Here is a 26,686-nt window from a genome sequence, read left to right as displayed (position 1 = left end):
GGATGTTTGCCATGGGATACCCTTCCTCCCAGGGTCTTTATGACCCCGCCAATGAACACGACGCCTGCGGCGTCGGCATGGTCGCGCATATCAAGGGCAAAAAAAGCCACACGATCATCGCGCAGGCGCTGGAGATTCTTGAAAAGCTTGATCACCGCGGGGCGGTGGGGTCTGACCCCTTGCTTGGCGATGGCGCCGGCATTCTGATCCAGATCCCTGATCCGCTGATTCGCAGTTGGGCTCAAAAGCAAAGCTATGACCTGCCCGCGCCCGGAGAATACGGCGTGGCCATGTGCTTCCTGCCTCAGGACAAGACCGCCCGGGATTTTGTCCAGGCACGGATGGAGGCATTCACCGCAAAGGAAGGACAGCGTTTCATTGGTTGGCGCGATGTGCCCACCACGATGGAAGGGCTGGGCGCGGCGGTGATCGCCTCGATGCCGGTGATCCAGATGGCGGTGATCGCACGCGGCGCCAATTGCGCCGATCAGGACGCGTTCGAACGTAAGTTGCTGACGATCCGCAAGCAGGTTCAAAACCCGCTCGCCAGTCTCGCCGAAAAGCACGGATTGCCGCACCTCACGGAAACTTATATCCCGAGCTTCTCGACCAGAACGGTGGTCTACAAGGGTTTGTTGCTGGCTACACAGGTTGGCAGCTTTTATGACGATCTGCGCAATCCGGATTGCATTTCGGCTCTTGGCCTTGTCCACCAGCGGTTTTCCACGAACACCTTCCCCAGCTGGCGGCTGGCGCACCCGTTCCGTTTCATCGCGCATAATGGCGAGATCAATACCGTTCGCGGCAACGTGAACTGGATGAACGCGCGGCGCCGAACAATGGAAAGCGAGCTACTGGGCCCTGATCTCGACAAGATGTGGCCGATCATCCCGCACGGGCAATCGGACACCGCGTGTCTCGACAACGCTCTCGAACTGCTGATTGCAGGCGGATATTCGCTCGCCCATGCAATGATGATCCTCATTCCTGAAGCTTGGGCCAGCAATGCTTCGATGGATCCCGCCCGCCGGGCATTTTACGAGTATCATGCCGCCTTGATGGAGCCGTGGGACGGGCCGGCTGCGGTGTGCTTCACCGATGGCCGTCAGATCGGCGCGACACTCGACCGCAACGGCCTGCGCCCTGCGCGTTTCTGCGTGACCAAAGACGATATCGTCTGCCTCGCTTCGGAAAGCGGCGTGCTGCCGTTCGCCGAAACGGATATTGTGCGCAAATGGCGTTTGCAGCCAGGGAAGATGCTGCTGATCGATCTCGACCAGGGCCGCATCATCGAAGACGATGAACTAAAGGCGGATCTTGCGCAGGCGGAGCCCTATGCCGAATGGTTGCAGCAGGCACAGTACAAGCTTGAAGACATCACCGACATCGTGCCCGAACTCGCCGCCATCCCGGCAGAGGAAACGACGTTGCTGCAACGCCAGCAAGCATTCGGTTACACGCAGGAAGATGTGTCCCGTTTCCTTGAACCCATGGCGGTGGACGGTGATGACCCCATCGGTTCGATGGGCACCGACACGCCAATTGCCGTGCTGTCCGACCGTGCGCGACTTCTCTACGATTATTTCAAGCAGAACTTCGCGCAGGTGACGAACCCGCCGATCGATCCGATCCGTGAAGAATTGGTGATGAGCCTCACCAGCATGATCGGCCCGCGTCCCAATCTACTGGGCCGCGATGCGGGCACACACAAGCGGTTGGAAGTGCATCAGCCGATCCTGACGAACGAAGATCTGGCCAAGATCCGCTCGGTCGAAGAAGCATTGGATGGTGCCTTCCGTTGTGCCACCATCGACATCACATGGGATGCCAACACCGGGGCCGCTGGTCTTGAAATGGCGCTGAAAGAGATGTGTTGGTCGGCGACCGAAGCGGTGCTGCAGGATCATAACATCCTGATCCTTTCGGACCGTGGGCAAAGCGAGACGCGGGTTCCAATGCCGGCGCTTCTGGCAACCGCGGCCGTGCATCATCATCTGGTGCGTCAGGGCCTCAGGATGCAGACCGGCCTCGTCGTCGAAACCGGCGAAGCGCGCGAAGTGCATCACTTCTGCGTGCTGGCAGGCTACGGCGCAGAAGCGATCAACCCCTATCTTGCCTTCGAAACCATCGAGGCGCTGCGGTTAAAGCGCCATGCCGATCTGCCCGCCGCAAAGGTGCAGCAGAACTTCATCAAGGGCGTGGGCAAGGGCATCCGCAAGGTCATGTCCAAGATGGGCATTTCGACCTACCAGTCCTATTGCGGGGCGCAGATATTCGACGCGGTGGGTCTGTCGACCGCCTTTGTCGAGCGCTACTTCACGGGCACCGCCACCACCATCGAAGGAATCGGCCTCGCCGAAGTCGCCGAAGAAGCGCTGCGTCGGCACGGTCAGGCCTATGGTGACAACCCTCTCTATGACGGGATGCTGGATGTCGGCGGAATCTACCAGTTCCGTTTACGCGGGGAGGAACACGCCTGGACGCCGCAGAACGTCGCGCAGTTGCAGCACGCGGTGCGTGGCAATGACCCGAAGAACTATGCCGAGTTTGCGGCCAGCATCAACGAACAGTCCGAACGCCTGCTGACAATTCGCGGGTTGCTGGAATTCAAGAAGGCTAGTGAGCCCATCGCCTTGGACGAAGTGGAACCAGCAGCGGAAATCGTGAAGCGCTTTTCGACCGGCGCTATGAGCCTCGGCTCGATCAGCCACGAAGCGCATTCGACCATGGCGATTGCGATGAACCGCATCGGCGGGCGCTCGAACACGGGCGAAGGTGGGGAGGAACCGTTCCGCTTCACCCCGATGGCGAACGGCGATTCGATGCGCAGCCGGATCAAGCAGGTCGCTTCCGGACGGTTCGGCGTCACCACCGAATACCTCGTCAATTCGGACGATATCCAGATCAAGATGGCGCAGGGCGCGAAGCCCGGTGAGGGCGGGCAGTTGCCCGGTCACAAGGTCGACAAGCGCATCGGCGCCGTGCGGCACTCGACGCCGGGTGTGGGCCTGATCTCGCCGCCGCCACACCACGACATTTATTCGATCGAAGACCTCGCGCAGCTGATCCACGATCTGAAGAACGTCAACCCGGTGGCACGGATTTCCGTGAAGCTGGTCTCCGAAGTGGGCGTCGGCACGGTCGCGGCGGGCGTTTCGAAGGCGCGCGCGGATCACGTGACGATTGCGGGTTATGACGGCGGGACCGGCGCATCACCGCTGACCTCGCTGACGCACGCGGGTTCGCCGTGGGAGATCGGTCTGGCCGAGACCCAGCAGACGCTGCTGCTCAACGATCTGCGTGAGCGGATCGCGGTGCAGGTCGATGGCGGCCTGCGGACGGGGCGCGATGTCGCCATCGGCGCGCTGCTCGGTGCAGACGAGTTCGGCTTTGCCACCGCGCCGCTGATCGCGGCAGGCTGCATCATGATGCGCAAGTGTCACCTCAACACCTGCCCCGTCGGCGTCGCCACGCAGGACCCGGTGCTGCGCGCGCGCTTCACCGGACAGCCCGAACACGTGGTCAACTACATGTTCTTCGTTGCGGAGGAACTGCGCCAGATCATGGCCGAGATGGGCATTCGCACGGTTGCCGAGATGGTGGGCCGCGTCGACCTGCTCGACACCAGGCGGATGGAGCGGCACTGGAAGGCTCGGGGCATCGATCTTGGCCGTATCCTGCACAAGGTATCGATCAAGGAAGGCGCATCGCTGCGCCAGCGCGGCGTGCAGGATCACGGACTTGATGGTGCGCTCGACAAGAGGTTGATCGCCGATTGTCGCGACGCCATTGAGAGCCGCCAGCCGGTGCAGCTGGCCTACGAGGTTCGCAATGTGAATCGCACCGTGGGAGCAATGCTTTCGGGCGAAATCGCCAAGGCGCACGGGCATGAAGGCCTGCCGGGCGACACCATCCGTATCAACTTGACGGGTGTTGCCGGGCAGAGCTTTGGCGCATGGCTGGCGCACGGCGTGACGCTCGATTTGGTCGGCGATGCCAATGACTATGTCGGCAAGGGGCTATCGGGCGGGCGCATCATTGTTCGCCAACCAGCAGAGGCTCCGCGTAACAGCCAGGACAATATCATCGTGGGCAATACCGTCATGTACGGTGCGATCGCGGGCGAGGCCTATTTCAACGGCGTAGCCGGCGAACGCTTCGCGGTGCGCAACTCGGGTGCCATTGCGGTGGTGGAAGGCACGGGCGACCACGGGTGCGAATATATGACGGGCGGTGTGGTCGTGGTGCTGGGCAAGACCGGCCGCAACTTTGCAGCCGGTATGAGCGGGGGCGTTGCCTACGTGTATGATCCCGACAGCACCTTCGATACGCTGGTCAACCATGCGCAGGTCGATCTTCTGCCGATCTCGGCAGCGCATGACGCCGACGAGGGAACGGGCCGCCCAGCCCAGCGGCCGCGTTCGGTCGGCGATTTTGGTTTGGGCGATATGCTGCGCCACGATAACGAAAGGCTTCGTATTCTGGTCGAGCGTCACCAATTGCACACTGGCAGTAAGCTGGCTGCTTCGCTGCTTGATGATTGGGACGCGGCGCTGACCCGCTTCGTCAAAGTGATGCCGCGCGATTACGCTGCCGCGCTGAAGCGCCTTGAGGCCGAGCGTCACGAAGCTGCCAGCGTCGCAGCAGAATAGATTTCAGGAACGAGACAGAACATGGGCAAGGAAACCGGATTTCTCGAGCTGGACCGCCGCGAGCGGGATTATCTCGACCCTCAGGAACGGCTGAAGAACTACCGTGAATTTGTGATCCAGCCGGATGAAAGCACGCTGGCGGGACAGGCATCGCGCTGCATGAACTGCGGGATTCCCTATTGTCACAACGGTTGCCCGGTGAACAATCTGATCCCGGACTGGAACCATCTGGTCTATGAAGCGGATTGGAAGCGTGCGCTGGTCATGCTGCATTCCACGAACAATTTTCCTGAATTCACCGGCCGTATCTGTCCTGCGCCGTGTGAGGCGGCGTGCACGCTTAATATCGTGGATCAGCCGGTCACGATCAAATCGATCGAATGCGCGATCATCGACCGCGGGTGGAAGGAAGGTTGGGTCACCCCGCAGATCGCCGAGCGCAAGACTGGCAAGTCGGTGGCTGTGGTCGGTTCCGGCCCGGCGGGTCTCGCCTGTGCGCAGCAACTGGCCCGCGCCGGACATTCGGTGACGGTATTTGAAAAGAACGATCGGGTCGGCGGGTTGCTGCGTTACGGCATCCCCGACTTCAAGATGGAAAAGCATCTGATCAATCGCCGCGCTCAGCAAATGGAAGCTGAAGGGGTGACATTCAAAACCTCAAAGGAAGTGGGCGTCGATATTTCATTCAAGTCCTTGCAGGAAAACTTCGACGCCGTGGTGCTGGCGGGCGGTGCCGAAGATGCACGGCCTCTCGCCATCCCGGGGGCCGAAATGCCTGGCGTGCGTTTGGCGATGGAATTCTTGACGCAGCAGAACAAGCGTGTCGCCGGCGATGACGAATTGCGCGCCGCCCCGCGCGGCAGCCTGACCGCGACCGGCAAGCACGTCGTGGTGCTGGGCGGCGGCGACACCGGCAGCGACTGTGTCGGCACCTCGAACCGGCAGGGCGCCACCAGCGTCACGCAGCTTGAGATCATGCCCAAGCCGCCCGAGAAGGAAGACAAGACGCTGACCTGGCCCGACTGGCCGATGAAGCTGCGCACATCGTCCAGTCATCAAGAAGGCGTGGAGCGTGACTGGGCAGTGCTGGCCAAGCGTGTGATTGGTGACGGCGAGAAGGTAACGGGTCTGGAATGCGTGCGGGTCGAATGGGTCGGCGGTCAAATGCAGGAAATGGTTGGCACCGAGTTTACCATTGCTGCCGATCTGATCCTGCTGGCCATGGGCTTTGTCGGACCGAAAAAGTCCGGTCTGCTTGAACAGGCGGGCGTTACGCTGAATGCCCGGGGCAGTGTTGATGCCGATACTGAACGATACGCCACCAGTGAACCGGGTGTGTTTGCCTGCGGTGACATGCGGCGCGGGCAAAGCCTTGTCGTGTGGGCGATCCGCGAAGGGCGGCAGGCTGCGCGGGCGGTTGATGCGGCGCTGATGGGGGTATCCGAACTGCCGCGTTGACCCGATGGCAATTGCTGAGGGATTGGGATGGCAAGGCCGGCGTAATCGCCGTTCCGGGCCTGCGTTATCGCGCAAATGCGTGGTAATCTGAAATCGCTGCTGTTGATCGGGGCCGAACTCGCCTAGAGGCACCCCGAGCACGTTCGATCCGCGCCCCTGTGGGGTGTGGGCGCGCCCGGTTGCTTCGCAGCACCGAAAGCTCCGCCGATGCCGGGGCTTGGCGATTATCAGATGATCTGGCCCCGCTGTACCAGCCGGCCAACAGGAGAATTTACCGATGAAGGGTTTCAAGGAACCGAGCTTTCAGGACAGGGCTGCCGCATCGTCCAAGGCCAAGGACAAGGCGCTCGCCAAGCTGAAAGCCGTCCCGCAACCGGATGCTGAACAATTGGCCCAGATGGCCCAGCGCCGTGCAGAGCGCGAAGCACAGGCCGAAGCCAAGGCTGCAAAGGCTCGCCAGGCACGCGAAGAAAAGCAGCGTCTGGCGGAAGAGAAGAAGGCCGAGGCCAAGCGCGAAGAAGCGGCCCGTGCAGAAGCTCTGGCACCGCCGCCCAAGAAGACCGAGGCTGAACTGAAGGCCGCGCGCGATGCGCGGTATGCAGCGCGCAAAAGCCGTAAGTGAATGCAATTTGCCGACTTTGATGCTGCGGTCTTCCTGAAGGATTACTGGCAGCAAAAGCCGATGTTGATCCGTTCGGCATGGCACGATTGGAGCAATCCGGTTGACCCGGATGAACTGGCCGGACTTGCGTGCGAACCATTGGTTGAATCGCGTATCATCACGCGCCGCGATCACGATTGGGAACTTGAACACGGCCCTGTTCGGGAAGATCGTTTCGCGTCTGCGGGCCGGGACCCGTGGACGCTGCTAGTCCAGTCGGTCGATCACCACATGCCTCAGGTCGCGCAGTTGCTTGAGCCCTTTCGCTTTGTCCCGAACTGGCGCGTCGACGATGTGATGGTGAGCTATGCCGTCGATGGTGGCGGCGTAGGCGCCCATTTCGATCACTATGATGTGTTTCTGGTGCAGGGCCTTGGCCGGCGGCGCTGGGAAATCGGCGCGATGTGCGATGATGATACCCCCCTGCTGGCGCATGATGGGCTTCGATTGCTGGCTGATTTTCAGGCGTCCGAATCATGGATACTTGAACCAGGGGACATGCTGTATGTGCCGCCGCGATTGGCACACCGCGGGACGGCTGTGGGCGATGATTGCATGACCTATTCGATCGGTTTTCGCGCGCCATCGCGTGCCGAACTGATCGAAGCATGGGCCGACGAAATGGTTCCTGATCTGGCAGACAGCGATCGATACACCGATCCGGGTCTTCCCGCGCAAGACAATCCCGGCGAAATCAACGCCGATGCGCTTGCACGGCTGCAAGAGATGATCGCGCAAAGCCTGTTCGATCAGACCCGCTTCGCGCGTTGGTTTGGGCAGTTTAACACTGCGCCCAAGAACCCCGAAATCGACTGGCGGCCCGAAGAACCGCTAACGGACGCTGACATCAGGGACGGGTTGGAGGCGGGTATGGCCCTTGTCCGCAACCCTGCCAGCCGTTTTGCGTTCGTCCGCGAAGCACCGGGATCACTGCTTCTGTTCGCAGATGGTCACTGCTTTGCCTGCAAAGCCGATACGTCAACCTTTGCCGAGCAGATTTGTGCAGATTCGATGTTTGTTGTCACGCCTGACGCCAGCGATGCGGTGATTGAACTGATTGGCCTGTTGATGAATGCGGGAAGCCTGGCATTCGATTACGCGGATTGACGCACAGACGGGTCAGACCGCAATTTTGCGGAACTGGCCCGGCGCGATATCGTCAAGCGTCCAATCCCCGATCGACCAGCGCACCAGACGCAATGTCGGCAGTCCGACTGCGGCGGTCATACGCCTGACCTGCCGATTGCGGCCTTCACGAATGGTGAGCTGCAGCCAGCTGTCGGGAATGGATTTGCGCTGCCGAATCGGCGGGTCGCGCAGCCACAAATCGGGCTCGTCGATCGCTTCGACAGCAGCCGGCAGGGTCATACCGTCGTTCAGCCGGACGCCGTCGCGCAGGTTTCGCAACGCGTCGGTCGTCGGTTCGCCCTCAATCTGCACGAGGTAGGTTTTGGGCATCTTGAATCGCGGATCGGCGATGCGTGCCTGCAACCGACCGTCATCGCACAACAGCAACAATCCCTCGCTATCGCGGTCAAGCCGGCCGGCAGGGTAGACGCCGGGAGCATCGATAAAATCGGAAAGCGTCGCGCGCGCTGTCGGAGACCCGCGGTCCGTGAATTGCGAGAGCACTCCGAAAGGTTTGTTGAACAGGATCAGCCGCGCCATGGTGGCGGCCTATATCCCGGCAAAGTGCTGATGTCTTGCAAGGGAACGCAGTTCTTCGAATACAAAATCGGCGCTGGAGTTTCGGACCAAGGCTGGCGTGAAAAGGCCCGGTGCGGTAGAGCGGGGGTGCAGATCACTGGCCCGCTCGGTCAGACTGGTTTTTTTGACACTTCAGAAACAAACTATCGTCGGGCAGGGTTGTCGCGGGGTCGCCGTGTCAATGACTCGGCATCTTGTAACGATCGGAACGCCCCACGTGAGTCTCCAAATCAACGTCCAGCTTGATTACCACTTCGAGCAGACGTGCGATGTCCTGCTTCAGGTGGAGGCTGCCGACATACCGGGCCAACGGATCGAACGTTCGAGCCTGACCGTGACGCCGCATGAATACCTAGCCCGCATCCCCGCGCAAGATCACATCGGAGAGCGTATCTGGCTGCGGATCAAAGGGCGAATGGTTCTGGATTACCAAGCTGTCATCACCGTGGATGACGGTGCCCGCGATTATGCCCAACTGCCTGCCACACCATTTCACCGGCTCCCCGGTGATGCAGTGCCATATGTTTTTGCGTCGCGGTATTGCCCGTCGAATCGCTTCGTCAATTTCGTTCAGTCGAAATTCGGAGGCGTCGAAGGCGGCGCCAAGATCGCCGCGATGCGGGACTGGATCGAAGCCAACCTGTCCTATGTCTCCGGATCAAGCGATGGCAACACAACCGCCGCCGATACCTTCGAGCAACGCCAAGGGATCTGCCGCGACTATGCGCATCTGATGATCACCTTTGCCCGCGCCGCGGATATTCCTGCTCGGATTGCAAGCGTGTATGCGCTTGGTGTGACCCCTCCCGATTTTCATGCGGTGGCAGAAGTCTACCTCGATGGTGAATGGCATCTTGTGGATGCGACTGACATGGCCCAGTTGGGTGAAACGGTCGTCATCGGCGTGGGCCGCGATATTGGCGATGTTGCGTTTCTGACGGCGTTCGGCGGCCTCAAGATGAACAGCCAGTCCGTGAATGTGGCACTTGCGCAAGTGGACGCTTCTGCCGATTGACCATTATCTGACTACGCCAGCCTTTTTTTTGCCTATCGCGGCGAACATGCGAAATTTGTCGTTGTCGCAGCTTAATAACCCATCAAGGGTTTCGGCTGCACGGTTGTTGGCGGCATAATGCGTTTTCGTGGTTCAGGGCGGTGAAATGGTGGTTTTGCTAGATCGCGCAGGGTGGCGGTCTGGCCATGATCGCTGTATCGCAAATCCGAATTACCTGTTTTGGGAAGAGAATTGATGCTCGTTCAAATGTCCGCGCCTGACGCGGATGCTGCTTTGCTGGAACCACGCAAGCTCGTGTCCCAGCTCAAGCCCTTTATCAAACCGAGCACGGGGCGAAGCCTTTGGGAGCTGGCGGTTACGGTTCTGCCGTTCTTTGCTGTTATCCTGGCAATGCTGTGGGCGGTCGATGCGGGTTATTACGCGGCGCTTGCCCTTGCACCTGTAGCTGGGCTGCTGCTGCTCAGAGTGTTTATCATCCAGCATGATTGCGGACATGGGGCGTTCCTTGCCAAGCGGGCGGGGAATGACTGGATCGGGCGGGCGCTTGGTGTCTTGACGTTTACGCCGTACGATTGCTGGCGACGGTCGCACACGTTGCATCACGCCAACACCGGCAATCTTGATGCCCGCGGGTTTGGCGATGTCGATACGCTGACGGTGCGGGAATACGAAGCGCTGAGCCCGCTGCAGCGGTTTGCCTATCGGGCCTACCGCCATCCCATCGTGCTGTTGGGTATTGGTCCGGCTTATCTTTTTATCCTGCGGCACAGATTGCCGATCGGATTGATGAAAGAAGGTTCGATTTACTGGACCAGCGCGATTGCCACAAATCTTGCAACCGCGGGTATTCTGGCAGCCCTGATCTATGTGTTCGGTCTGGGGACGACATTGTCGGTCGTGGTGCCCGCGCTGCTGATTGCAGCTTCGACGGGCGTTTATCTGTTCTACATCCAGCATCAGTTTGAAGACGCGCATTGGGACCGGCGTCCGCAATGGACGTTTCATGAGGCGGCGCTGCATGGCAGTTCGCACCTTGATCTGCCTCAGCCGCTGCGTTGGTTTACGGCCAATATCGGGGTGCACCATGTGCATCATCTCGCCAGCCGCATCCCCTTTTATCGCTTGCAGGAAGTCTTGAAAGCGCATCCTGAACTGCGCGATCTTAACCGCTTCACCTTTCCCCAAACACTGAGCCCGCTCAAGCTTACCCTTTGGGACGAAGACAAGCGCCGCCTGGTCACATTCCGCGAAGCTGCGCTGGGGTGACAGTGACGCGGGGAACCTGCCAAGGCTCGCCGCATGCCTCGCCTTGATAAACATCCTGCATCACGCACGGCCCGGCGTGAACCGCATCTTCTGCGACAGGTTCGAAGGAACTTGTTGGCGCCAATCTTCTTGCCTTTGTGAAGCTGCCTTTTGCAGCTGGGTTGCGGCTGTGATGAAGTGGCCGCGACTTGTCACTTCCAACTGCAAGAGGACGGCACATGTCAGTCATCACAACCCGCAATCCCGCCACCGGCGAAGAGCTTGAAACCTATCCGCTGCAAAGCGAGGCCGAAGTCTTTGGCATAATAGAAGCCGCCGACGAAGCCTATCTTGATTGGCGCGGCAAATCCCACGAAGAACGCGCGCCATATCTGCGCAAGATCGCCGCGACCTTGCGCGACAATGCCGACAAGTTTGCTGATCTCATGACACGCGAAATGGGCAAGCTGCTGCGCGATGGCAAAACCGAGATCGAGCTGTGCGCGCGTATTTTTGAATACACCGCTGATAACGGCCCCAAGGCGCTCGCTGATGAAGAACGCAAGCACAGCGGCGGGAAGAAGCGCGGGATCGTGACCTATTCGCCGATCGGCGTGATTTACTCAGTACAACCGTGGAATTTCCCGGTTTATCAGCCCGTGCGTGTGCTTGCTGCCAATCTGATGGCGGGCAATGCCGTGATCCTCAAGCATGCATCAATCTGCACCGGTAGCGGCTTGTTGCTGCGCGATCTGTGTCTCGAAGCTGGCCTGCCCAAGGGCCTGTTTGACGTCATTCTTGTCGGTCATGATCTTTCGGACAAGGTTATTGAACACGATCTTGTTCGCGCAGTCACGATGACGGGCAGCGATGGTGCAGGCAGCCATATTGGCGCGCTTGCAGCCAAGAACCTGAAGAAAACCGTGCTCGAACTCGGGTCGAACGATGCATATCTGGTGCTTGAAGATGCCGACATCGAAACGGCCGTGAAGTTCAGTGTGCAAGGGCGCCTGTTCAACAATGGTGAAACCTGCGTGTCAGCCAAGCGGTTTGTTGTCACCGAAGCGGTCTATGATGACTTCGTCGCGGCGTTCGTCGAACAGATGAAGGCGATCCGCATGGGCGATCCGAGAGACGATGATACCCAGCTTGGCCCGCTGTCCAGCCGCGAACAGTTTGAAACGATTGAACGCCAGGTCGGGCAAAGTTTGGAAAAAGGCGCTACGCTGTTGTGCGGCGGTGATCCTGAAGATGCCGACGGGTGCTATTATCCTGCGACCGTACTTGCCGATTGCAAGCCGGGAATGCCCGCGCATGATGACGAACTATTCGGCCCGGTTGCAGCTATCATTCGTGCCAAGGATGATGATGATGCCATGCGCATCGCGAACGCCAGCCGTTATGGTCTGGGCGGGGGAATCTTCACCCGTGACGAAGAAAAGGCCATCCGCCTTGCCCGCGACTACTTCGATACCGGCATGGTTCGGATCAACTCTTTCGGCGCGGCTGATCCTGCGATGCCGTTCGGCGGAGTGAAGAATTCCGGTTACGGGCGCGAACATGGCGGCTTCGGAATGAAGGAATTCGTGAACGCGAAGGCAATCTACCTTCCGTCCTGATCCTCGCCGAACAAGACATTCTCGTTATCTGAAAACTGGAGGCTATCCATGAAAATTCTCGTCGCCGGGTCTACCGGCAACACCGGGGTTCGCCTTGTGCGCGAACTTCACAAACGCGGGCATCAGCCCGTCGCGCTTGTCCGCGAAAGTTCTGATACGTCCAGCCTGCCCGACGAGGTCGAACAACGGCAAGGCGATCTCACCAATCTTGCTGACGATGTGACCCAAGGATGCGATGCGGTCGTTTTTGCCGCGGGAGCGGGGGGTGGTTCGTCCGAAGAAATGACAGACAAGGTCGATCGCGACGGGGCCATTCGCCTTATCGACATCGCTGCGAACAGTGGTGTCGAACGATTTGTGATGCTTAGCAGCATCGGCGCGGGCGACCCTGATCCCGGCAGCGATCTTGCGCATTATCTCGAAGCGAAACACGCCGCTGACGAACATCTGAAGTCGGCGGGGATCGATTATGCGATCCTGCGTCCGGTCGCTTTGACGAATGCCGACGGTGGCGGCGACGTCAGGCTTGGCGATGCGGTAGATCCGCAAGGCAAGGCTGCGCGCGGTGATGTTGCCCGTTTGCTGGCCGATGCGGTCGAAGGCGGGGAATGGTCCGGGCGTGTGACCCGCATGGAAAGCGTTATGCAAAACTGACAGCGCGGGCGCTTCCTGGGCTCATGCGGCTTTCGTGGCTGTCGTGATTTCGGGGAGGCCCGGCACCGTAATTATTCGGCCACCGCCGAATTCCTCACGCACGACAATAAGCCCGCTGCGTTCGAGATGATCGAGCAAGCGGCGTATCCGACTGGGGGAGGAGCTTCCGTACAATCGGGCCAGTTCCTCCTCGTCGGGCATGGGCGCGTTCAGAACCTCGGCTATGACCATCGCAACATAGGGGGCGAGCACATCGTCATCGACCCCGGCAATCAACCCTTCGATCTGTGATCGCACTGACGGCGCAAGCTGCGTGAGGCCGCCAATTTCGCAGGCGAACAACCGGCGGAAGCGCGGCAGATCGACTTGTGCGCTGGCAATTCCTTGCTGGCGGCAACGAATTGCGAAGTCACGGAACAGCGATGTTGCCGGACGGAATGTCGCCCCTTCGCTTGCGGCCAGAGCGCGTACGACATCCTCGACGCTCCCGGCTTCGTTATCGGATACGGCGGGATCGGGCGGCGCGGGGACTGAAGCTGGCGGTTGCGTATCCGGTTTCGGCTTCAGCGGTACGTCCTCCCTGATCGTCGGGGCAAGAGGGGGCGGAGCTGTGCGCATCGCATTTTCCAGATCCGCCGCAGGACGCGGGGGCGGGGGGGGCGCCGGGCGCCGGATCACGGTATCGGTTGCAGCTTCTGCCAAACGGTCGGTGAGAAGTGCTTCCATGGCATCGCCATCGGCTTCGGGCAGCGGCATCAGCCCGCCGCCGCCGCTACGCCCGCCGGTGCGCACCGGACCCACATTGACCGCCACGGGACGCCGGCTGATTGCGGGACCAAGCCCCAGGAACTGGCCGCGCTGCAGATCGCGGATGCGTTCGGCCTGACGCCGGTCCATGCCCAGCAGATCGGCTGCGCGCTGCATGTCGATGTCTAGGAAGGTGCGGCCCATAAGGAAGTTGCTGGCTTCGGCCGCAACGTTCTTGGCAAGCTTGGCAAGCCGCTGGGTGGCGACGATCCCGGCCAGTCCCCGTTTGCGTCCGCGGCACATCAGATTGGTCATCGCTGACAGCGTGAGGCGGCGGGTGTCATCGTTCATCTCTCCGGCGGCGGCAGGGGCGAACATCTGCGCTTCGTCCACCACCACCAGCGCAGGATACCAATGTTCACGCGGCGCATCGAACAGCGCGGTCAGGAACAGCGCGGCGCAGCGGATCTGCTGTTCCACTTCAAGTTCATCAAGCGTCAGCACGACCGACGCGCGATGTTGACGAACACGCGCCGCCAACTCTTCGATCTCGCGCGCAGAATAGGCCGCGCCGTCGATCACGACATGTCCGAATGCATCGGCAAGCGTGACGAAGTCGCCTTCCGGATCGATCACGACCTGCTGCACCTGACCGGCACATTCTTCCAGCAGGCGCCGCAGAAGGTGCGATTTGCCTGAGCCCGAGTTGCCCTGCACCAGCAACCGGGTGGCCAGCAGTTCTTCAAGATCGATAGCAACCGTCTGCCGCCCCGGATCCTGGCCAATGTCGATATGTGCGCTCACGTGCATGGGATTAGGCGGGTGTCGGCGCAAGGCAAAGGCGGCGCGGGCGGTTATCCAGCGATTCGATACCCTATCATGCGCACAGCACGTGATGCTGGTAATAACCCAGAGGCCCGCGGCGGCTGTCCAGCCGAAGCCCGCGGGCATGGGCGATGCGAGCGGCGGCGGCGGGCAGCGTCACGCGCGGTTCGACGTGGAAACGTGCCAGCCATGCCAGCAGCAACATGCGCAGCGGGCGCGGCACGCCCGCAAGATCGCCGAAATCCACGATATGCAACGCGCCGCCATCGGCCAGCAAACCGGCCGCGTGCCCCAAAGCGCCTTCCCAATCGGGGATCATCGACAGCGAATAGGACAGAACGATCCGTTCAAAAGCAGCTTCGCCCACAACCGCCTGCGGATCGAAGCTGCACGCATCGCCCTGACCAAGCCGAACATCCGGCCCCAGCGCCGCCCGCGCGCTTTTCAGCATTTCAGCCGAGATATCGAGACCGAAGAGGCGCACGCCGGGCCATGCTTTACGCACCTTGGCAAGGTTGCGCCCGGTGCCGCAGGCGATTTCGAGCACGCGCATATCTGGGCGTGCCTGCAAGCCTGTGATCAGCCTGTCCCGTCCGAACAGGTAGTACTTGCGCGTCAGGTTGTAGATGTGGCGTTGCCCGCGATAGACATCGTCCATCAAGGCTGCGTGTGAGGGGCTGATGCTTGCCATCAGACCAGCTCGTACACATGAACCCCGCCATAGATCGATGATCGATCGCGGCGGGTGCAGTTGGCGGACACATCGTCAAGATAGCGCCACTTTGAAAGGATCGCGTCGTCAAGCCGTCCGGGCAGCAGGCTCGGCTCGGCTGCGGTGCGGAACAGCACGCGCGCGCCGGGGCGGCTGGCGCAGGTGATCTTGGTCCACAGATCATCAAGCTGCGCGTTGTTCATCCAGTCCTGCGCATCAAGCAGGACGAAACGGTCCATGCTGGCCGCTTCGCGCGTGTCGATCCAATCGACCATGTTGGCGCGGGTTACATCAAGCCGGTCGATGCGTGCCTTCATCGCATCCCAGTTGGCGCGCTGAAGATAGGGGGGCAAAGGCGCATCTTCTGCCCGGCTGTATCCGCGCCCGAAGGCCTGCCAGGCAAAGTAGTTGTCCTTCACCGCGAAGTCGCAGGCGAGCTTTTCCAGCCGCCGCCGCAGCACTTCGGCCATGCGTTCATCGCCGGCCAGATGTTCAAACTGGGCCGGTGGGATACCCAGACCGAACAGGGACGCGGGCTGATCGGTAAGCCACCGGATGAACCGTTTGTCGAACACAGGGGCCAGTTCGCGTTCGAACACTGCGCGCTGTTCTTCCTGCGTTTCTGCCTCCAGCACGCGTGACAGGTCGACTTTGTACAGCCGCGCAAAGACGTGCGCCAGGCCGATGAAATTGCCGAGCAGACCCTTTCGGTAAAGCCCGCGGGTGAAGTACGAAATCCGCCGCCGCCCGCGGATATCCCGCTTTTCCCAATAGGCACGGCTGACCGGATCAAGATGCGGGGCGATCATCGTGCGATAGACTTCGGCGTTTTCCTTATGATCGGCGTGCGCGAAGAAGCGGTGGAAGCGTTCGTAGTTGGGCAGGTGCCGGATTGCTGCGATTTTCAGCTGCCCCAGCGCGACATGCGCGTGGTTGAGATCGACTGCGGTAACGCTTTGTGGGCCTGCGGTCAGATAGGACAAGGCGTTGCAACTGCCGCTGGCGATGCACATCAGGCGCGTGTCGGGCGTGATCGCCAGACCTTCCATGTCCACCACCGGATCTTCCCAGATCTGGGCATAGACAAGACCTTTGAAGGCAAGCGCAAACGCCTTGTCGAGCAGTTTTTCGCCCGGCTTTGCATCCTTGCGGATCACGGCGTCTTCGATGATCCGCTTTGCCTGTGTTGCCATATGCCCGACGTGTCCCTTGTGATGTGTCAGGCCGACGCCTTATGGCCGCTGCGTGTCGCGCGTGTGACGGTCGGCGGTGCCATCGCGACCCGCTTCGCCCGCTGCAATCGTGGCCGCGTAAGCCGCAGGATCAGCGTTGCCGCCTGTCAGCATAATGACCGTGCCTTCATCGACAGGCACCTTGCCTGCCAGCGCCGCGGCCAGTGCCGCTGCGCCGCCGGGTTCGACCACCAGTCGCAGCGTATTGAAGGCAAAACGCTGCGCGGTGCGGACCTCGTCATCGGTAACGGTGACACCCGGATGGGCGCGGCCGCTGAGCAGCGCAAGGTTGATCGGTTTGGTTACATTGGGTTGCAGCGCATCGCAGATCGTTTGCGGCGCATCGGGGGCGGCATGCACCAGCTCGCCTGCGGCCATCGCCTGCCCCACCATATCCCAGCCCAAGGGTTCGACCGGGTGGATGGCACTGTCCGGCGCGCCAAGCGCCAGCCCTGCAGCAAGACCACCCCCGCCGCAACAGGTGATGATACGCGATGGCGCGCGCCCCAACTGCGCGGCAATCTCGATCGCGGCGCTGCCTTGCCCTTCGATCACCCACGGATCGCCGAACGCATGGACCAGCGTGCCGCCGTGCTGCGCAATCAGTTGCGCAGCCACTGCATCGCGGTCTTCCTGCGGCCGCTGATAGAGCACAACATCAGCGCCCAACGCGCGGGTGTTGGCAAGCTTAACCTCGGGCGCATCATGCGGCATCACGATCGTAGCCTTGATACCCAGCCGCCGCGCCGCCCATGCCACGCCTTGCGCGTGATTGCCCGATGACACCGCCACCACGCCGCCTGCACGCTCTTCGTCCGAAAGACTGATCAGCCGCCACCATGCGCCCCTGATCTTGAAGGCACCGATGGGTTGCAGCACCTCGGCCTTGGCCCAGACCTGAACGCTGCCGATCGTTACGGGCAAAAGCGGGGTGGGGGGCAGAATCGCCGCAATCGCCTGCGCTGCGGCAACAACGCCATCGTGGGTGGGAAATCGTTCAGTCAAGCGGAGGGTTTCCTGTCTGTTGGAGACACATGAGACACTGTCCAGAAGCAGAAATTGCGTGTCCACGCAAAGCCGCTTTTTCACGGTCCGTTACGGCAGGCTGATCGCACAAGCAGCACATGCTTGCATCCTCGCCCATCATACGCCTGTAGGAAATGCGGATCATTTGTCCCTTTGGCTGCGTTGCCCTAAAGCGCACGCAAGATTCGCATTACGAAAGGTTCCTATCATGTCCGCAGCAAACTCCAGCCCTGATCGCAAACCCGTCCTTGTTATCGGTGCGGGCGGGGTCAGTTCGGTCTGCGTGCACAAGATGGCGTTCAATCCCGACATCTTCCCTGAAATCCACCTCGCCAGCCGCACCAAATCAAAATGCGATGCGATCGCCGCATCGGTGAAGGAACGCTGCGGGCGCGATATCGCGACCTATGAAATCGACGCCGAGGAAGTCCCGGCGATGGTCAACCTGATCCGCAAGACCGGTGCGGGCCTCGTGGTCAACCTCGCGCTGCCGTACCAAGATCTGCCGATCATGGACGCCTGCCTTGAAGCGGGCGTCGATTACCTCGACACCGCGAATTATGAGCCCAAGGACGAGGCCAAGTTCGAGTATCACTGGCAGTGGGCCTATCAGGACCGTTACAAGGATGCAGGGCTGATGGCGCTGCTGGGTTCGGGGTTCGATCCGGGCGTGACATCGGTGTTCACGATGTGGCTCAAGAAGCACAAATTGAAGACCATCCGCCAGCTCGATATCCTGGATTGCAACGGCGGCGATCACGGCCAGCATTTCGCCACCAACTTCAACCCGGAAATCAACATCCGCGAAGTGACCGCCCCGGCGCGCCACTGGGAGAACGGCGAGTGGGTCGAAACCCCGGCGATGCAGGTGAAGACCGAATTCGATTTCGAAGCGGTCGGCAAGAAGAACGCCTACCTGATGTATCACGAAGAGCTGGAAAGCCTCGCCAAGTTCGTCCCCGAACTGGACCGTGCGCGCTTCTGGATGACCTTTGGCGATCAGTACATCACCCACCTCACCGTGCTGCAGAATGTCGGGATGACCAGCATCGAGCCGGTGAAGTACCAGGGCAAGGACATCATCCCGCTGCAGTTCCTCGCCGCCGTGCTGCCCAAGCCGGAATCGCTGGGCGAAACCACCAAGGGCAACACTAATATCGGCGTCATCGCGACCGGCGAAGCGCTCGATGGCAGCGGCGAAAAGACGTTCTACATCAAGAACATCTGCAGCCACGAGGCAGCGTATGAGGAAACCGGCAATCAGGCGGTCAGCTACACGACGGGCGTGCCTGCGATGATCGGCGCGGCGATGATGGTGCGCGGTGATTGGCAGGGCGAGGGCGTGTTCAACATCGAACAGCTCGATCCCGATCCCTTCATGGAGATGCTCAACCAGCACGGGTTGCCGTGGACGGTCGAGGAAATGGAAGGGCCGGTTTCCTTCTGATGCAAACCAAAGCCGGCGATCCGGGCGCTTTCGCCCATTTCGACTTGTCGCGTGTCGACAGCCCCGCCTTCGTGGTCGATGCCGCGAAGCTGCGCGCAAATTGCCGTGTGCTTGCGGACGTGCGCGATGCGGCGGCCGCCGACGGCGCGGATATCAAGGTGTTTGCGGCGCTGAAGGCGTTCTCGATGTGGTCGGCCGCGCCGATCCTGGGTGAATATCTTGACGGGGTGTCGACCTCGGGCCTGTGGGAAGCGCGGCTCGCCAGCGAATTCTACGACGGTGAGATCGCGACCTATTCCGCCGCGTTCAAGCCTGAAGAGCTGGAGGAAATCTGCCGCCTTTCCGACCATGTGATCTTCAATTCCCCGTTCCAGCATGAACGTGCGCGCCTGATCCTCGAACACGCGGCGGCCAACGGCGCGAACGTCAGCGTCGGCCTGCGCATCAACCCGCAGGTGGCGACCGGCGAAGTCGCCAAGTACGACCCCAGCGCGCCCGGATCGCGCCTCGGCTTTCCGCTCGACCAGTTGACCGAAGAACACATGGAAGGGGTGGAAGGCATCCACTTCCACAATCTGTGCGAACAGGATTTCGAACCGCTCAAGGCCACATGGGACCGGGTGTTCGACGTGATCGAACCATTCTTCGGGCAGCTCAAATGGATCAACATGGGCGGCGGCCACCACATCACCCGCGCTGATTACCAGCGCGAGGAACTGGTCGAATTCCTGAAGGACGCCGCCGCCGATACCGGCTGCCAGATCATCCTGGAACCGGGCGAAGCCGTGGCGCTGGATGCAGGCATTCTGGTCGGCACGCTGCTCGACACCATGTTCAACGAAGTTCCCGTCGGCATCACCGATATCAGCGCCACGTGTCACATGCCCGATGTGCTCGAAGCGCCCTATCGCCCCGCGATGCTGGGTGAGATCGCCGATCCCGACATGATCCCCATCCGGCTGGGCGGCCCGTCCTGCCTCGCAGGCGACGTGATTGGCGATTACATCCTGCCCGTGCCCGCCGAACCGGGCGCGCGGTTCGCCTTCCTCGACCAGGCGCACTATTCGATGGTCAAGACCACGACCTTTAACGGGGTTCCGTTGCCGAGCATATGGATGTGGGATAGCGAAACCGATGCGCTCGAATGCGTCAAGCGGTTCGATTACGCCGACTTCCGGGACCGTCTGAGCTAGCCAGCAGCCTTGATGAAATGCGCCTGCGGAGAGCAATAGGGCGCGGGAGCGCAGCAGCCGGGCGATAGGATCCTTCCCCTGGTGCTGTCGGTCGGCGTGCAAGGATTCGCGCTGGCCGAATCCCACCCAGTCAGACTGGCGCAAGAGCGCGCGGGCGAAAGATGGGGGGGGTGGGACACAGGTTTTAAACGCTGTGAAAAGCCGCGAAAAAGGGGAATTTGCGTCACAATTCTGTCGCTTTATGAGGTGTGTCTTCGAAAAGTCACACTTCACCCCGCCGACACCCATTTTTCGTTTGCATTTCGACACCCAAGCCCTATTTGCCCGCTTCCCGCTGCCCCAAGGGGACTTCCTAACCGCAAGGCAGCTTGTCGTTTTATGGTTTTACCAAACCGTTTCGGGGGTCCCTTGAGTTGCACATCTTTCCTAACGCACAGGCTGTAGTTCGCGACCTTCGTCCGGACGAACCCGTTATTCTCAATCGCCCGCACGCTGCGCGCCGCGCGGCCCGTTACTTCGTCGAGAAGTTCCCGGGCAAGGTGTTGTATGCGGTGAAGGCCAATCCTGCGCCCGATCTGATTTCGGTGCTGTGGGATGGCGGTGTCACCCATTTTGATGTCGCTTCGATCACCGAAGTGCGGCTGGTGCGCGGTATTCTGCCGAACGCGGTGCTGTGCTTCATGCATCCGGTGAAAACCCCGGCGGCGATCCGCGAAGCCTATTTCGATCACGGCGTGCGTACTTTCAGCCTCGACACCGTCGAGGAACTGGAGAAGATCGTCGACGCCTGCCGCGATCCCGAAACTGGCGCAGCGCCACGAGATCTGCGCCTGTGTGTCCGCCTGCGCGTGTCGAGCGAGTATTCCGAGCTCAGCCTCGCATCGAAGTTCGGCTGCGATCTGATCGAAGCGCCTGCGCTGCTTCAGGAAGCCCGCCAGCATTGTGACTGGCTGGGCGTGTGCTTCCACGTCGGCAGCCAGGCGATGACGCCGTTCGCATTCGTTCAGGCGCTTGACCGCACCCGGGCAGCGATTGCCGAAGCGTCGGTTGTGATCGACATGATCGACGTGGGCGGGGGCTTCCCCAGCGCGTACCCCGGCCTCGAACCGCCGCCGATGGAAGATTACTTCGCCATCATCGCCAAGCACTTCGAAGCGCTGCCGATTGCCTACAATGCCGAGCTGTGGTGCGAACCCGGCCGCGCGCTGTCGGCTGAGTATTCCTCGATGATCGTGCAGGTGAACAAGCGCCGCGGGGAAGAGCTTTACATCAACGATGGTGCCTACGGCGCGCTCTACGATGCGGCGCACGTGGCATGGCGGTTCCCTGTGAAGGCGCTGGAAGACGATCTGATCGAGGAAGACGAAGATTTCGCCTTCTACGGGCCGACCTGTGACGATGCCGATTTCATGAAGGGGCCGTTCCGGCTTCCTGCAGATATTCAGGCCGGCGACTATATCGAAATCGGGATGCTTGGCGCGTATGGCGCGGCAATGAAGACCGGTTTCAACGGCTATGGAAACGCGCAGGTCGTGACCGTGGCAGACGAGCCGATGATGAGCCTGTTCAACGGCACCCGCAAGCGTGAAGCCACCGATAACGTCGTCAGCCTGCGCTGACCCTGCGCGCCGTCCCGCCTAACCTGCGGGACGGCCGCGAAGAGGTTTTGACGCGCCTCCTACTCGCCGGATGTGCAGGCTTCGATCAGAACAGCACTGATCCGATATCACGCCCGCCAGCATAGGCGGTGGCAAAAATCGCCACGCCAAGCCCGACAATCAGCGCAGCGATCATCACGTCCCGCGGCCCGGCAAGCGGGCCTTCGGGTGTGTTGTCGTCGTTTTTCATCTCTCTGCTCATCTTAAGCGGCGGGAACTAATCGAAACCGATGAAGCGTGCGGCATCTTCAATGGGACGGCGCAAGCTGACAACCGCATTGGCGGGAAAATCAGGGTCGGGCCAGCCCATCGCGACGGCTTTCAGAATTACCTGATCGTCAGGAATGCCCGCATGCTCGCGCACCACGGGCGACTGCATGATGCCCTGCGAATTGATGACGCAGCCAAGCCCCTTGCTCCACGCAGCATTGACCAGCGCGGTGGTGGCCGCGCCGCAATCGAAAGCGGTGTCGTCGCTTCCCGAGAGTTCACGATCATACGTCACGATCACGCAAACCGGCGCGTCGAATTGCCGGAACCCGCGCAAGACCCAGTCCTGGCGCGCGTCCTTGTCGTCACGGGCGATGCCCATTGCGCCGAACAACTGCTTGGCGACTTCGACCTGCCGATCACGATGGACGCCTGCGAAGGCTTCGCCCCGGCGAAATTCGCGGCTGTCGGGTTCGCCTGCCAGAATGTTGTCGGTGTTGCCCTTGCGGATCTTGTCGAGCGGTTCGCCGGTGATGACATGGAAGTGCCAAGGCTGCGTGTTCATCGACGTGGGCGATCGCATTGCCAGCGTCAGGATGTCTTCGATCAGCGCACGCGGCACCGGCCTGTCGAGATAGCCGCGAATGCTCCGCCGGCCGAGGACGACCTCGGCGTAAGTTTGGTCAGGCGTGCCGCCCATGATGTTCTCTCCCGAATCCTGTTCGCAAGAGGCGTAGCGCAGGGGGCGCGTGTCGCAAAGGCCGTTAGGCCGCCGCGGGGTGGGTCAGGCGGCCTCGGCCAGTTGCATCTCCAGCCGGTCCCAGATTTCCACCAGCGCCGATGTGAGTTCGTCCATCATCGCGTCGGTGTGATGCGGCCCCGGCGTGAAGCGGAGGCGTTCGGTCCCGCGGGGAACGGTCGGGAAATTGATCGGCTGCACATACACGCCGTATTCGGCCAGCAGGATATCGCTGATCTTCTTGGCGCGTACGGGATCGCCCACCATCAGCGGCACGATATGCGTGACGCTGTCCATGACAGGCAGACCCGCTTCGGCGAATTTCAGTTTCAGCATGGCCGCGGCGCGTTGCTGGGCGTTGCGTTCGACACTGCTTTCCTTGAGGTGGCGCACCGATGCCAGCACGCCTGCCACCAGCACCGGCGATAATGACGTGGTGAAGATGAAACCCGGTGCGTAGCTGCGGATGCAGTCCACCACCCGCGTGCTGGCCGCGATATAGCCGCCCATGACACCGAACGCCTTGCCCAGCGTGCCTTCGATAATGTCGATCCGGTGCGCGGCATTGTCACGTTCCGAAATACCGCCGCCGCGGGCGCCGTACATGCCCACCGCGTGCACTTCGTCGATATAAGTCAGTGCATTGTATTTTTCGGCAAGATCGCAGATCGCATGGATCGGTGCGACATCGCCTTCCATCGAATAGACGCTTTCAAACGCGATCAGCTTGGGAACGTCGCTGTCCGTCGCGGCCAGAAGTTCTTCCAGATGCGCGACATCATTGTGGCGGAACACGCGCTTGTCGCAGCCGGAATTGCGGATGCCGGCGATCATGCTGGCATGGTTCAATTCGTCGGAAAAGATCACGCATCCCGGCAACAAGCGGGCGATCGTCGAAAGCGTCGCGTCGTTCGAGACATAGCCACTGGTGAACAGCAGCGCCGATTCCTTGCCGTGCAGATCGGCCAGTTCGTTTTCCAGCTGGACATGAAGATGGGTGTTGCCGCCGATGTTGCGGGTGCCGCCCGATCCTGCGCCGACATCGTGCAACGCTTCTTCCATCGCACCGATCACCTTGTCGTGCTGGCCCATGCACAGGTAATCGTTCGAACACCATACGGTGATCGGCTTGGGTCCATTGTGCCCGTGAAAGCAGCGCGCATTGGGATAGGCGCCCTTGTTCCGCAGAATATCGATGAAGACACGGTAGCGGCCTTCCTCGTGCAAACGGTCGATCGCGGAATCGAAGATCTGGTCGTAGTTCACTCGCGTCTCGCTGCTCACGCGGCCACCTTGGCAAGGTGGGCGCGGGGTTCGGGGCCGTGTTCAATCCCGCCATAACGAGCCAAAGGGCGGTTAGTTTCGTGCGAATATTTAGGGCGCGGGTGCCAATTTTGCCACCGCGATCTTTGCGAGCGTTTCGCAAACCCCGGCGCGGAAGCTAAAACGCCTCTGCCGCCGAAAATCCGCGCCGGGTGAGCGCGTCAGCCAGCCCATCTGCGTCCGACACCGGCCCGGTAACAATGAACCGGTTGGGCAAGGGCGCTTCAAACGCCTGCCCGTCCAGCAGATTGGCAATGCGCCGCGCAATGCCTTTCGCGCCGTCCACCTGTTGCACCTCCGGCCCGAATGCCTGCGCCAGTTCATCGGCGAGCAGCGGAAAATGCGTGCAGGCCAGCACCAGCGTATCGATCGCATCGCCGCCTGGCATCGCGATCAGCCGGGCATGGACGTCGGCGATCAGCGCCGGATCGACCGGCTTGCCGCGCAGCTTGGCTTCGGCTGCGGCGACCAGTTCGGGTGCGGCCACGCGCAGCAATCGCTTCCCGCCAGCAAAGGCCGCTTCGAGATTGTCGACATAGGCCTGCCGGATGGTCGCTTGCGTGCCGACCAGCCCGATGGTGCCAGTCTGTGTCAATGCGGCGGCGGGTTTGATCGCAGGGACGGTGCCCACCACCGGGATTTCGAGCACATCACGCACCATGCCCAGCGCAATCGTGCTGGCGGTATTGCAGGCGATACAGGCAAGGCGCGGTTGAAACCGTTCGGCAAGGCGGCCCAGCAGGCCTGACACTCGTGCCGCAATCTGGGCTTCTGATTTGGTTCCATAGGGCAGGCCCGCCAGATCGGCGACATAGATCACCGGCGCCTGCGGCAGCGTTTGGCGCAGCGCATCATAAACCGTCAGGCCGCCGACGCCGGAATCGAACAGCAGAATGGGGGAGGATTCGTCCAAGTTTCTCAAAACCCCGCGCGCCCCGATCTTGTCGAAGGGCCGTTTTTCCTTAGAGGTAGCTCAGCTAGAAGAAGTGCAGTGCTTCGACAAGCTCAGCATGAGCGGGACAGGGTTTGATGGATTTCTTTTTCGCCGCGCTTGTAGGCTTTGCGCTTGGTTCGATCCCCTTCGGCCTCATCCTGACCCGCGCAGCCGGGTTGGGCGATGTCCGCCAGATCGGCAGCGGCAGCATTGGGGCAACCAATGTGCTGCGCACCGGGAACAAGGGGCTGGCGGCGGCGACCGTATTGCTCGATGCGGCAAAGGCTGCGGTGCCGGTGTTGGTGGCCGAAGCGTTGTGGCCCGGAACCGGAGGCGTTGCAGGGGTTGCGGCGGTGGCAGGGCATTGCTTTACCCCATGGCTCGCCTTCAAGGGCGGGAAGGGATTTGCGAGCGCCGCGGGCGCGCTTGCCGCGCTGGCATGGCCAGCCATGCTCGCCTGCGCCGCGATCTGGGCGATCACGCTGTTCGTTTCCCGGATATCCTCGGTGTCGTCGATGGTGACAGTGATCGCAGCGCCATTGGTGGCGTGGGCTTTGGGGTATTCCCAGGTCATCCCCGCGCTGATCGCGATTGCCGCCATCGTTCTGATCCAGCACCGCGCCAATATTGGCCGATTAATGCGCGGGGAGGAGCCGCGGATTGGCTCTGCGAAAAAGCCGTGACGCGGGGACGGATCTGATGGAGCCGCAGGGGTCGCAGCCGGTGCTCTCGCAACAGGAAGCGTTTGCGCGCATCCGCTTGCTACGCTCGCCCAACATCGGGCCGGTCAGCTACAGGCAATTACTGGCGCGCTTCGGCACTGCAGCAGCGGCGCTGGAGGCGCTGCCCGATCTCGCCAGCAGGGGGCGGGGGCCGTACCGTCCTGCCAACGCCGACTTGATCGAGCGCGAAGTGTTCGCATTGCGCAAGGCGGGCGGGCGTTATCTGTTTCACGATCAGCCCGACTATCCTGCGTTGCTCGCAGAACTGGACAGCGCGCCGCCGATCATGACGTGCCGGGGCAATGTGCAGATCGCGTCTGCCCCCTGTGTCGCACTGGTTGGCGCGCGCAATGCCAGCGGCGCTGCCGTCAAGCTGGCGCGGGATTTTGCAACAGCGTTGGCCGAAGCAGGCTTCATCGTCGTGTCGGGCCTGGCGCGCGGGATCGACGGCGCAGCGCATGAAGGGGCGCTTGGCTATTCTGGCAACGCCACCATCGGCGTGATCGCAAGCGGGATCGACATTGCCTATCCGCCGCAGCACGCCGCACTTCAGGAACGCATCGCCAATGAAGGCTTGCTGATTGCCGAACAGCCCCCCGGCACCGAACCGCGTGGACGGCATTTCCCGTCACGCAACCGGATTATCGCTGGCTTGGCATTGGGCACGCTGGTGGTCGAAGCTGCACCGCAATCGGGCAGCCTCATCACGGCACGGCTGGCCGCCGAAGCGGGGCGAGAGGTTATGGCCATCCCCGGCTCGCCGCTTGATGCGCGGGCTTTGGGATGCAACCAGTTGATACTGTCAACTACAGTTGCACGACAATGATGCAATCAATCCACTAATAAGCGATTTCGCCACGCTTTATAACTCCGTAGCCTGGCTATAGCCCTCCGTCGCTCATTCAGG

21 protein-coding genes and 1 pseudogene are annotated in these 26,686 nt (G+C 61.2%); 13 read left to right on the top strand and 9 right to left on the bottom strand.

Features of this window, described 5'->3' with window-relative positions:
• Window positions 1-11: 11 nt before the first annotated feature.
• The 4 genes from gltB (at window position 12) to SJY33_RS06330 (ending at window position 7,878) form a co-directional block, all read left to right on the top strand.
• Window positions 12-4,652 carry a glutamate synthase large subunit gene (gltB, locus tag SJY33_RS06345; RefSeq protein WP_379921776.1) on the top strand — a complete coding sequence of 1,547 codons (4,641 nt, stop codon included), beginning with the start codon at window positions 12-14 and terminating at the stop codon, window positions 4,650-4,652.
• 21 nt (window positions 4,653-4,673) lie between these two features.
• Complete coding sequence (locus SJY33_RS06340) at window positions 4,674-6,110, top strand: glutamate synthase subunit beta (protein ID WP_379921775.1); 1,437 nt, start codon at window positions 4,674-4,676, stop codon at window positions 6,108-6,110.
• Between the two features lie 277 nt (window positions 6,111-6,387).
• On the top strand, window positions 6,388-6,732 hold the full coding sequence (locus SJY33_RS06335; RefSeq protein ID WP_379921774.1) for a DUF6481 family protein: 345 nt from the start codon (window positions 6,388-6,390) through the stop codon (window positions 6,730-6,732).
• Entirely contained in the window at window positions 6,733-7,878 is a 1,146-nt protein-coding gene (locus tag SJY33_RS06330) for a JmjC domain-containing protein (RefSeq protein WP_379921773.1), read from the top strand.
• A gap of 12 nt (window positions 7,879-7,890) precedes the next feature.
• Here SJY33_RS06330 and SJY33_RS06325 read toward each other — a convergent pair whose 3' ends face one another.
• Complete coding sequence (locus SJY33_RS06325) at window positions 7,891-8,439, bottom strand: pseudouridine synthase (RefSeq protein WP_379921772.1); 549 nt, start codon at window positions 8,437-8,439, stop codon at window positions 7,891-7,893.
• Window positions 8,440-8,695: 256 nt separating this feature from the next.
• Between SJY33_RS06325 and SJY33_RS06320 the strand changes: the two genes are divergently transcribed.
• From SJY33_RS06320 to SJY33_RS06305, 4 genes are all read left to right on the top strand, one after another.
• On the top strand, window positions 8,696-9,493 hold the full coding sequence (locus SJY33_RS06320) for a transglutaminase family protein (RefSeq protein ID WP_379921771.1): 798 nt from the start codon (window positions 8,696-8,698) through the stop codon (window positions 9,491-9,493).
• A gap of 234 nt (window positions 9,494-9,727) precedes the next feature.
• Entirely contained in the window at window positions 9,728-10,759 is a 1,032-nt protein-coding gene (locus SJY33_RS06315; RefSeq protein ID WP_379921770.1) for a fatty acid desaturase, read from the top strand.
• Between the two features lie 218 nt (window positions 10,760-10,977).
• Window positions 10,978-12,357, top strand: a complete 1,380-nt coding sequence (locus SJY33_RS06310) for an NAD-dependent succinate-semialdehyde dehydrogenase (RefSeq protein ID WP_379921769.1) — start codon at window positions 10,978-10,980, stop codon at window positions 12,355-12,357.
• Between the two features lie 48 nt (window positions 12,358-12,405).
• Window positions 12,406-13,011, top strand: a complete 606-nt coding sequence (locus tag SJY33_RS06305; RefSeq protein WP_379921768.1) for an SDR family oxidoreductase — start codon at window positions 12,406-12,408, stop codon at window positions 13,009-13,011.
• A 21-nt stretch (window positions 13,012-13,032) separates the two neighbouring features.
• On the opposite strand, the gene SJY33_RS06300 is transcribed toward SJY33_RS06305, so the two are convergent.
• The 4 genes from SJY33_RS06300 to SJY33_RS06285 form a co-directional block, all read right to left on the bottom strand.
• Complete coding sequence (locus tag SJY33_RS06300; protein WP_379921766.1) at window positions 13,033-14,562, bottom strand: helicase HerA domain-containing protein; 1,530 nt, start codon at window positions 14,560-14,562, stop codon at window positions 13,033-13,035.
• Between the two features lie 73 nt (window positions 14,563-14,635).
• Window positions 14,636-15,274, bottom strand: coding sequence for a class I SAM-dependent methyltransferase (locus SJY33_RS06295; protein WP_379921765.1), 639 nt, complete (start codon window positions 15,272-15,274; stop codon window positions 14,636-14,638).
• On the bottom strand, window positions 15,274-16,488 hold the full coding sequence (locus tag SJY33_RS06290; RefSeq protein WP_379921764.1) for a DUF3419 family protein: 1,215 nt from the start codon (window positions 16,486-16,488) through the stop codon (window positions 15,274-15,276). Before SJY33_RS06290 ends, SJY33_RS06295 begins: the two co-directional genes overlap by 1 nt.
• A gap of 39 nt (window positions 16,489-16,527) precedes the next feature.
• Entirely contained in the window at window positions 16,528-17,532 is a 1,005-nt protein-coding gene (locus SJY33_RS06285; protein WP_379921762.1) for a threonine/serine dehydratase, read from the bottom strand.
• A gap of 229 nt (window positions 17,533-17,761) precedes the next feature.
• Between SJY33_RS06285 and SJY33_RS06280 the strand changes: the two genes are divergently transcribed.
• The 3 genes from SJY33_RS06280 (at window position 17,762) to SJY33_RS06270 (ending at window position 21,812) form a co-directional block, all read left to right on the top strand.
• A complete protein-coding gene (locus SJY33_RS06280) occupies window positions 17,762-19,000 on the top strand; it encodes a saccharopine dehydrogenase family protein (protein ID WP_379921761.1) in 1,239 nt (412 codons plus the stop codon).
• Window positions 19,000-20,193, top strand: a complete 1,194-nt coding sequence (locus SJY33_RS06275) for a carboxynorspermidine decarboxylase (RefSeq protein ID WP_379921760.1) — start codon at window positions 19,000-19,002, stop codon at window positions 20,191-20,193. Before SJY33_RS06280 ends, SJY33_RS06275 begins: the two co-directional genes overlap by 1 nt.
• A gap of 413 nt (window positions 20,194-20,606) precedes the next feature.
• A complete protein-coding gene (locus tag SJY33_RS06270; protein ID WP_379921759.1) occupies window positions 20,607-21,812 on the top strand; it encodes a type III PLP-dependent enzyme in 1,206 nt (401 codons plus the stop codon).
• Window positions 21,813-21,897: 85 nt separating this feature from the next.
• Here SJY33_RS06270 and SJY33_RS06265 read toward each other — a convergent pair whose 3' ends face one another.
• The 4 genes from SJY33_RS06265 to murI form a co-directional block, all read right to left on the bottom strand.
• The gene (locus SJY33_RS06265) at window positions 21,898-22,041 is read right to left on the bottom strand and encodes a hypothetical protein (RefSeq protein WP_379921758.1); all 144 of its coding nucleotides are present in this window, start codon (window positions 22,039-22,041) and stop codon (window positions 21,898-21,900) included.
• A 27-nt stretch (window positions 22,042-22,068) separates the two neighbouring features.
• Window positions 22,069-22,761, bottom strand: coding sequence for a nitroreductase (locus tag SJY33_RS06260; protein WP_379921757.1), 693 nt, complete (start codon window positions 22,759-22,761; stop codon window positions 22,069-22,071).
• A gap of 84 nt (window positions 22,762-22,845) precedes the next feature.
• Window positions 22,846-24,066 (bottom strand): 5-aminolevulinate synthase, encoded by a 1,221-nt coding sequence (hemA, locus tag SJY33_RS06255; RefSeq protein WP_379923529.1) that lies wholly within the window; start codon window positions 24,064-24,066, stop codon window positions 22,846-22,848.
• Window positions 24,067-24,241: 175 nt separating this feature from the next.
• The gene (murI, locus tag SJY33_RS06250; protein WP_379921756.1) at window positions 24,242-25,036 is read right to left on the bottom strand and encodes a glutamate racemase; all 795 of its coding nucleotides are present in this window, start codon (window positions 25,034-25,036) and stop codon (window positions 24,242-24,244) included.
• A 116-nt stretch (window positions 25,037-25,152) separates the two neighbouring features.
• Here murI and plsY point away from each other — a divergent pair, with 116 nt between their 5' ends.
• Both plsY and dprA read left to right on the top strand, forming a co-directional pair.
• Window positions 25,153-25,740, top strand: coding sequence for a glycerol-3-phosphate 1-O-acyltransferase PlsY (gene plsY / locus SJY33_RS06245; protein WP_379921755.1), 588 nt, complete (start codon window positions 25,153-25,155; stop codon window positions 25,738-25,740).
• 16 nt (window positions 25,741-25,756) lie between these two features.
• A pseudogene (gene dprA, locus SJY33_RS06240) lies at window positions 25,757-26,602 on the top strand (DNA-processing protein DprA); the annotation flags it as partial.
• Window positions 26,603-26,686: the final 84 nt, after the last annotated feature.

The sequence above is a fragment of the Erythrobacter sp. R86502 genome (assembly GCF_042466465.1).
In the GTDB taxonomy this organism is placed as follows: domain Bacteria; phylum Pseudomonadota; class Alphaproteobacteria; order Sphingomonadales; family Sphingomonadaceae; genus Erythrobacter.
Note: the sequence above shows the minus strand (reverse complement) of the source record. Positions and strands in the feature narration are given on the sequence as shown.

Coding starts and splice junctions, on each gene's coding strand:
- gltB (WP_379921776.1), top strand. CDS start 12: ATGGGATACCCTTCCTCCCAGGGTCTTTATGACCCCGCCAATGAACAC.
- SJY33_RS06340 (WP_379921775.1), top strand. CDS start 4,674: ATGGGCAAGGAAACCGGATTTCTCGAGCTGGACCGCCGCGAGCGGGAT.
- SJY33_RS06335 (WP_379921774.1), top strand. CDS start 6,388: ATGAAGGGTTTCAAGGAACCGAGCTTTCAGGACAGGGCTGCCGCATCG.
- SJY33_RS06330 (WP_379921773.1), top strand. CDS start 6,733: ATGCAATTTGCCGACTTTGATGCTGCGGTCTTCCTGAAGGATTACTGG.
- SJY33_RS06325 (WP_379921772.1), bottom strand. CDS start 8,439: ATGGCGCGGCTGATCCTGTTCAACAAACCTTTCGGAGTGCTCTCGCAA.
- SJY33_RS06315 (WP_379921770.1), top strand. CDS start 9,728: ATGCTCGTTCAAATGTCCGCGCCTGACGCGGATGCTGCTTTGCTGGAA.
- SJY33_RS06310 (WP_379921769.1), top strand. CDS start 10,978: ATGTCAGTCATCACAACCCGCAATCCCGCCACCGGCGAAGAGCTTGAA.
- SJY33_RS06305 (WP_379921768.1), top strand. CDS start 12,406: ATGAAAATTCTCGTCGCCGGGTCTACCGGCAACACCGGGGTTCGCCTT.
- SJY33_RS06295 (WP_379921765.1), bottom strand. CDS start 15,274: ATGGCAAGCATCAGCCCCTCACACGCAGCCTTGATGGACGATGTCTAT.
- SJY33_RS06290 (WP_379921764.1), bottom strand. CDS start 16,488: ATGGCAACACAGGCAAAGCGGATCATCGAAGACGCCGTGATCCGCAAG.
- SJY33_RS06280 (WP_379921761.1), top strand. CDS start 17,762: ATGTCCGCAGCAAACTCCAGCCCTGATCGCAAACCCGTCCTTGTTATC.
- SJY33_RS06275 (WP_379921760.1), top strand. CDS start 19,000: ATGCAAACCAAAGCCGGCGATCCGGGCGCTTTCGCCCATTTCGACTTG.
- SJY33_RS06265 (WP_379921758.1), bottom strand. CDS start 22,041: ATGAAAAACGACGACAACACACCCGAAGGCCCGCTTGCCGGGCCGCGG.
- SJY33_RS06260 (WP_379921757.1), bottom strand. CDS start 22,761: ATGGGCGGCACGCCTGACCAAACTTACGCCGAGGTCGTCCTCGGCCGG.
- plsY (WP_379921755.1), top strand. CDS start 25,153: ATGGATTTCTTTTTCGCCGCGCTTGTAGGCTTTGCGCTTGGTTCGATC.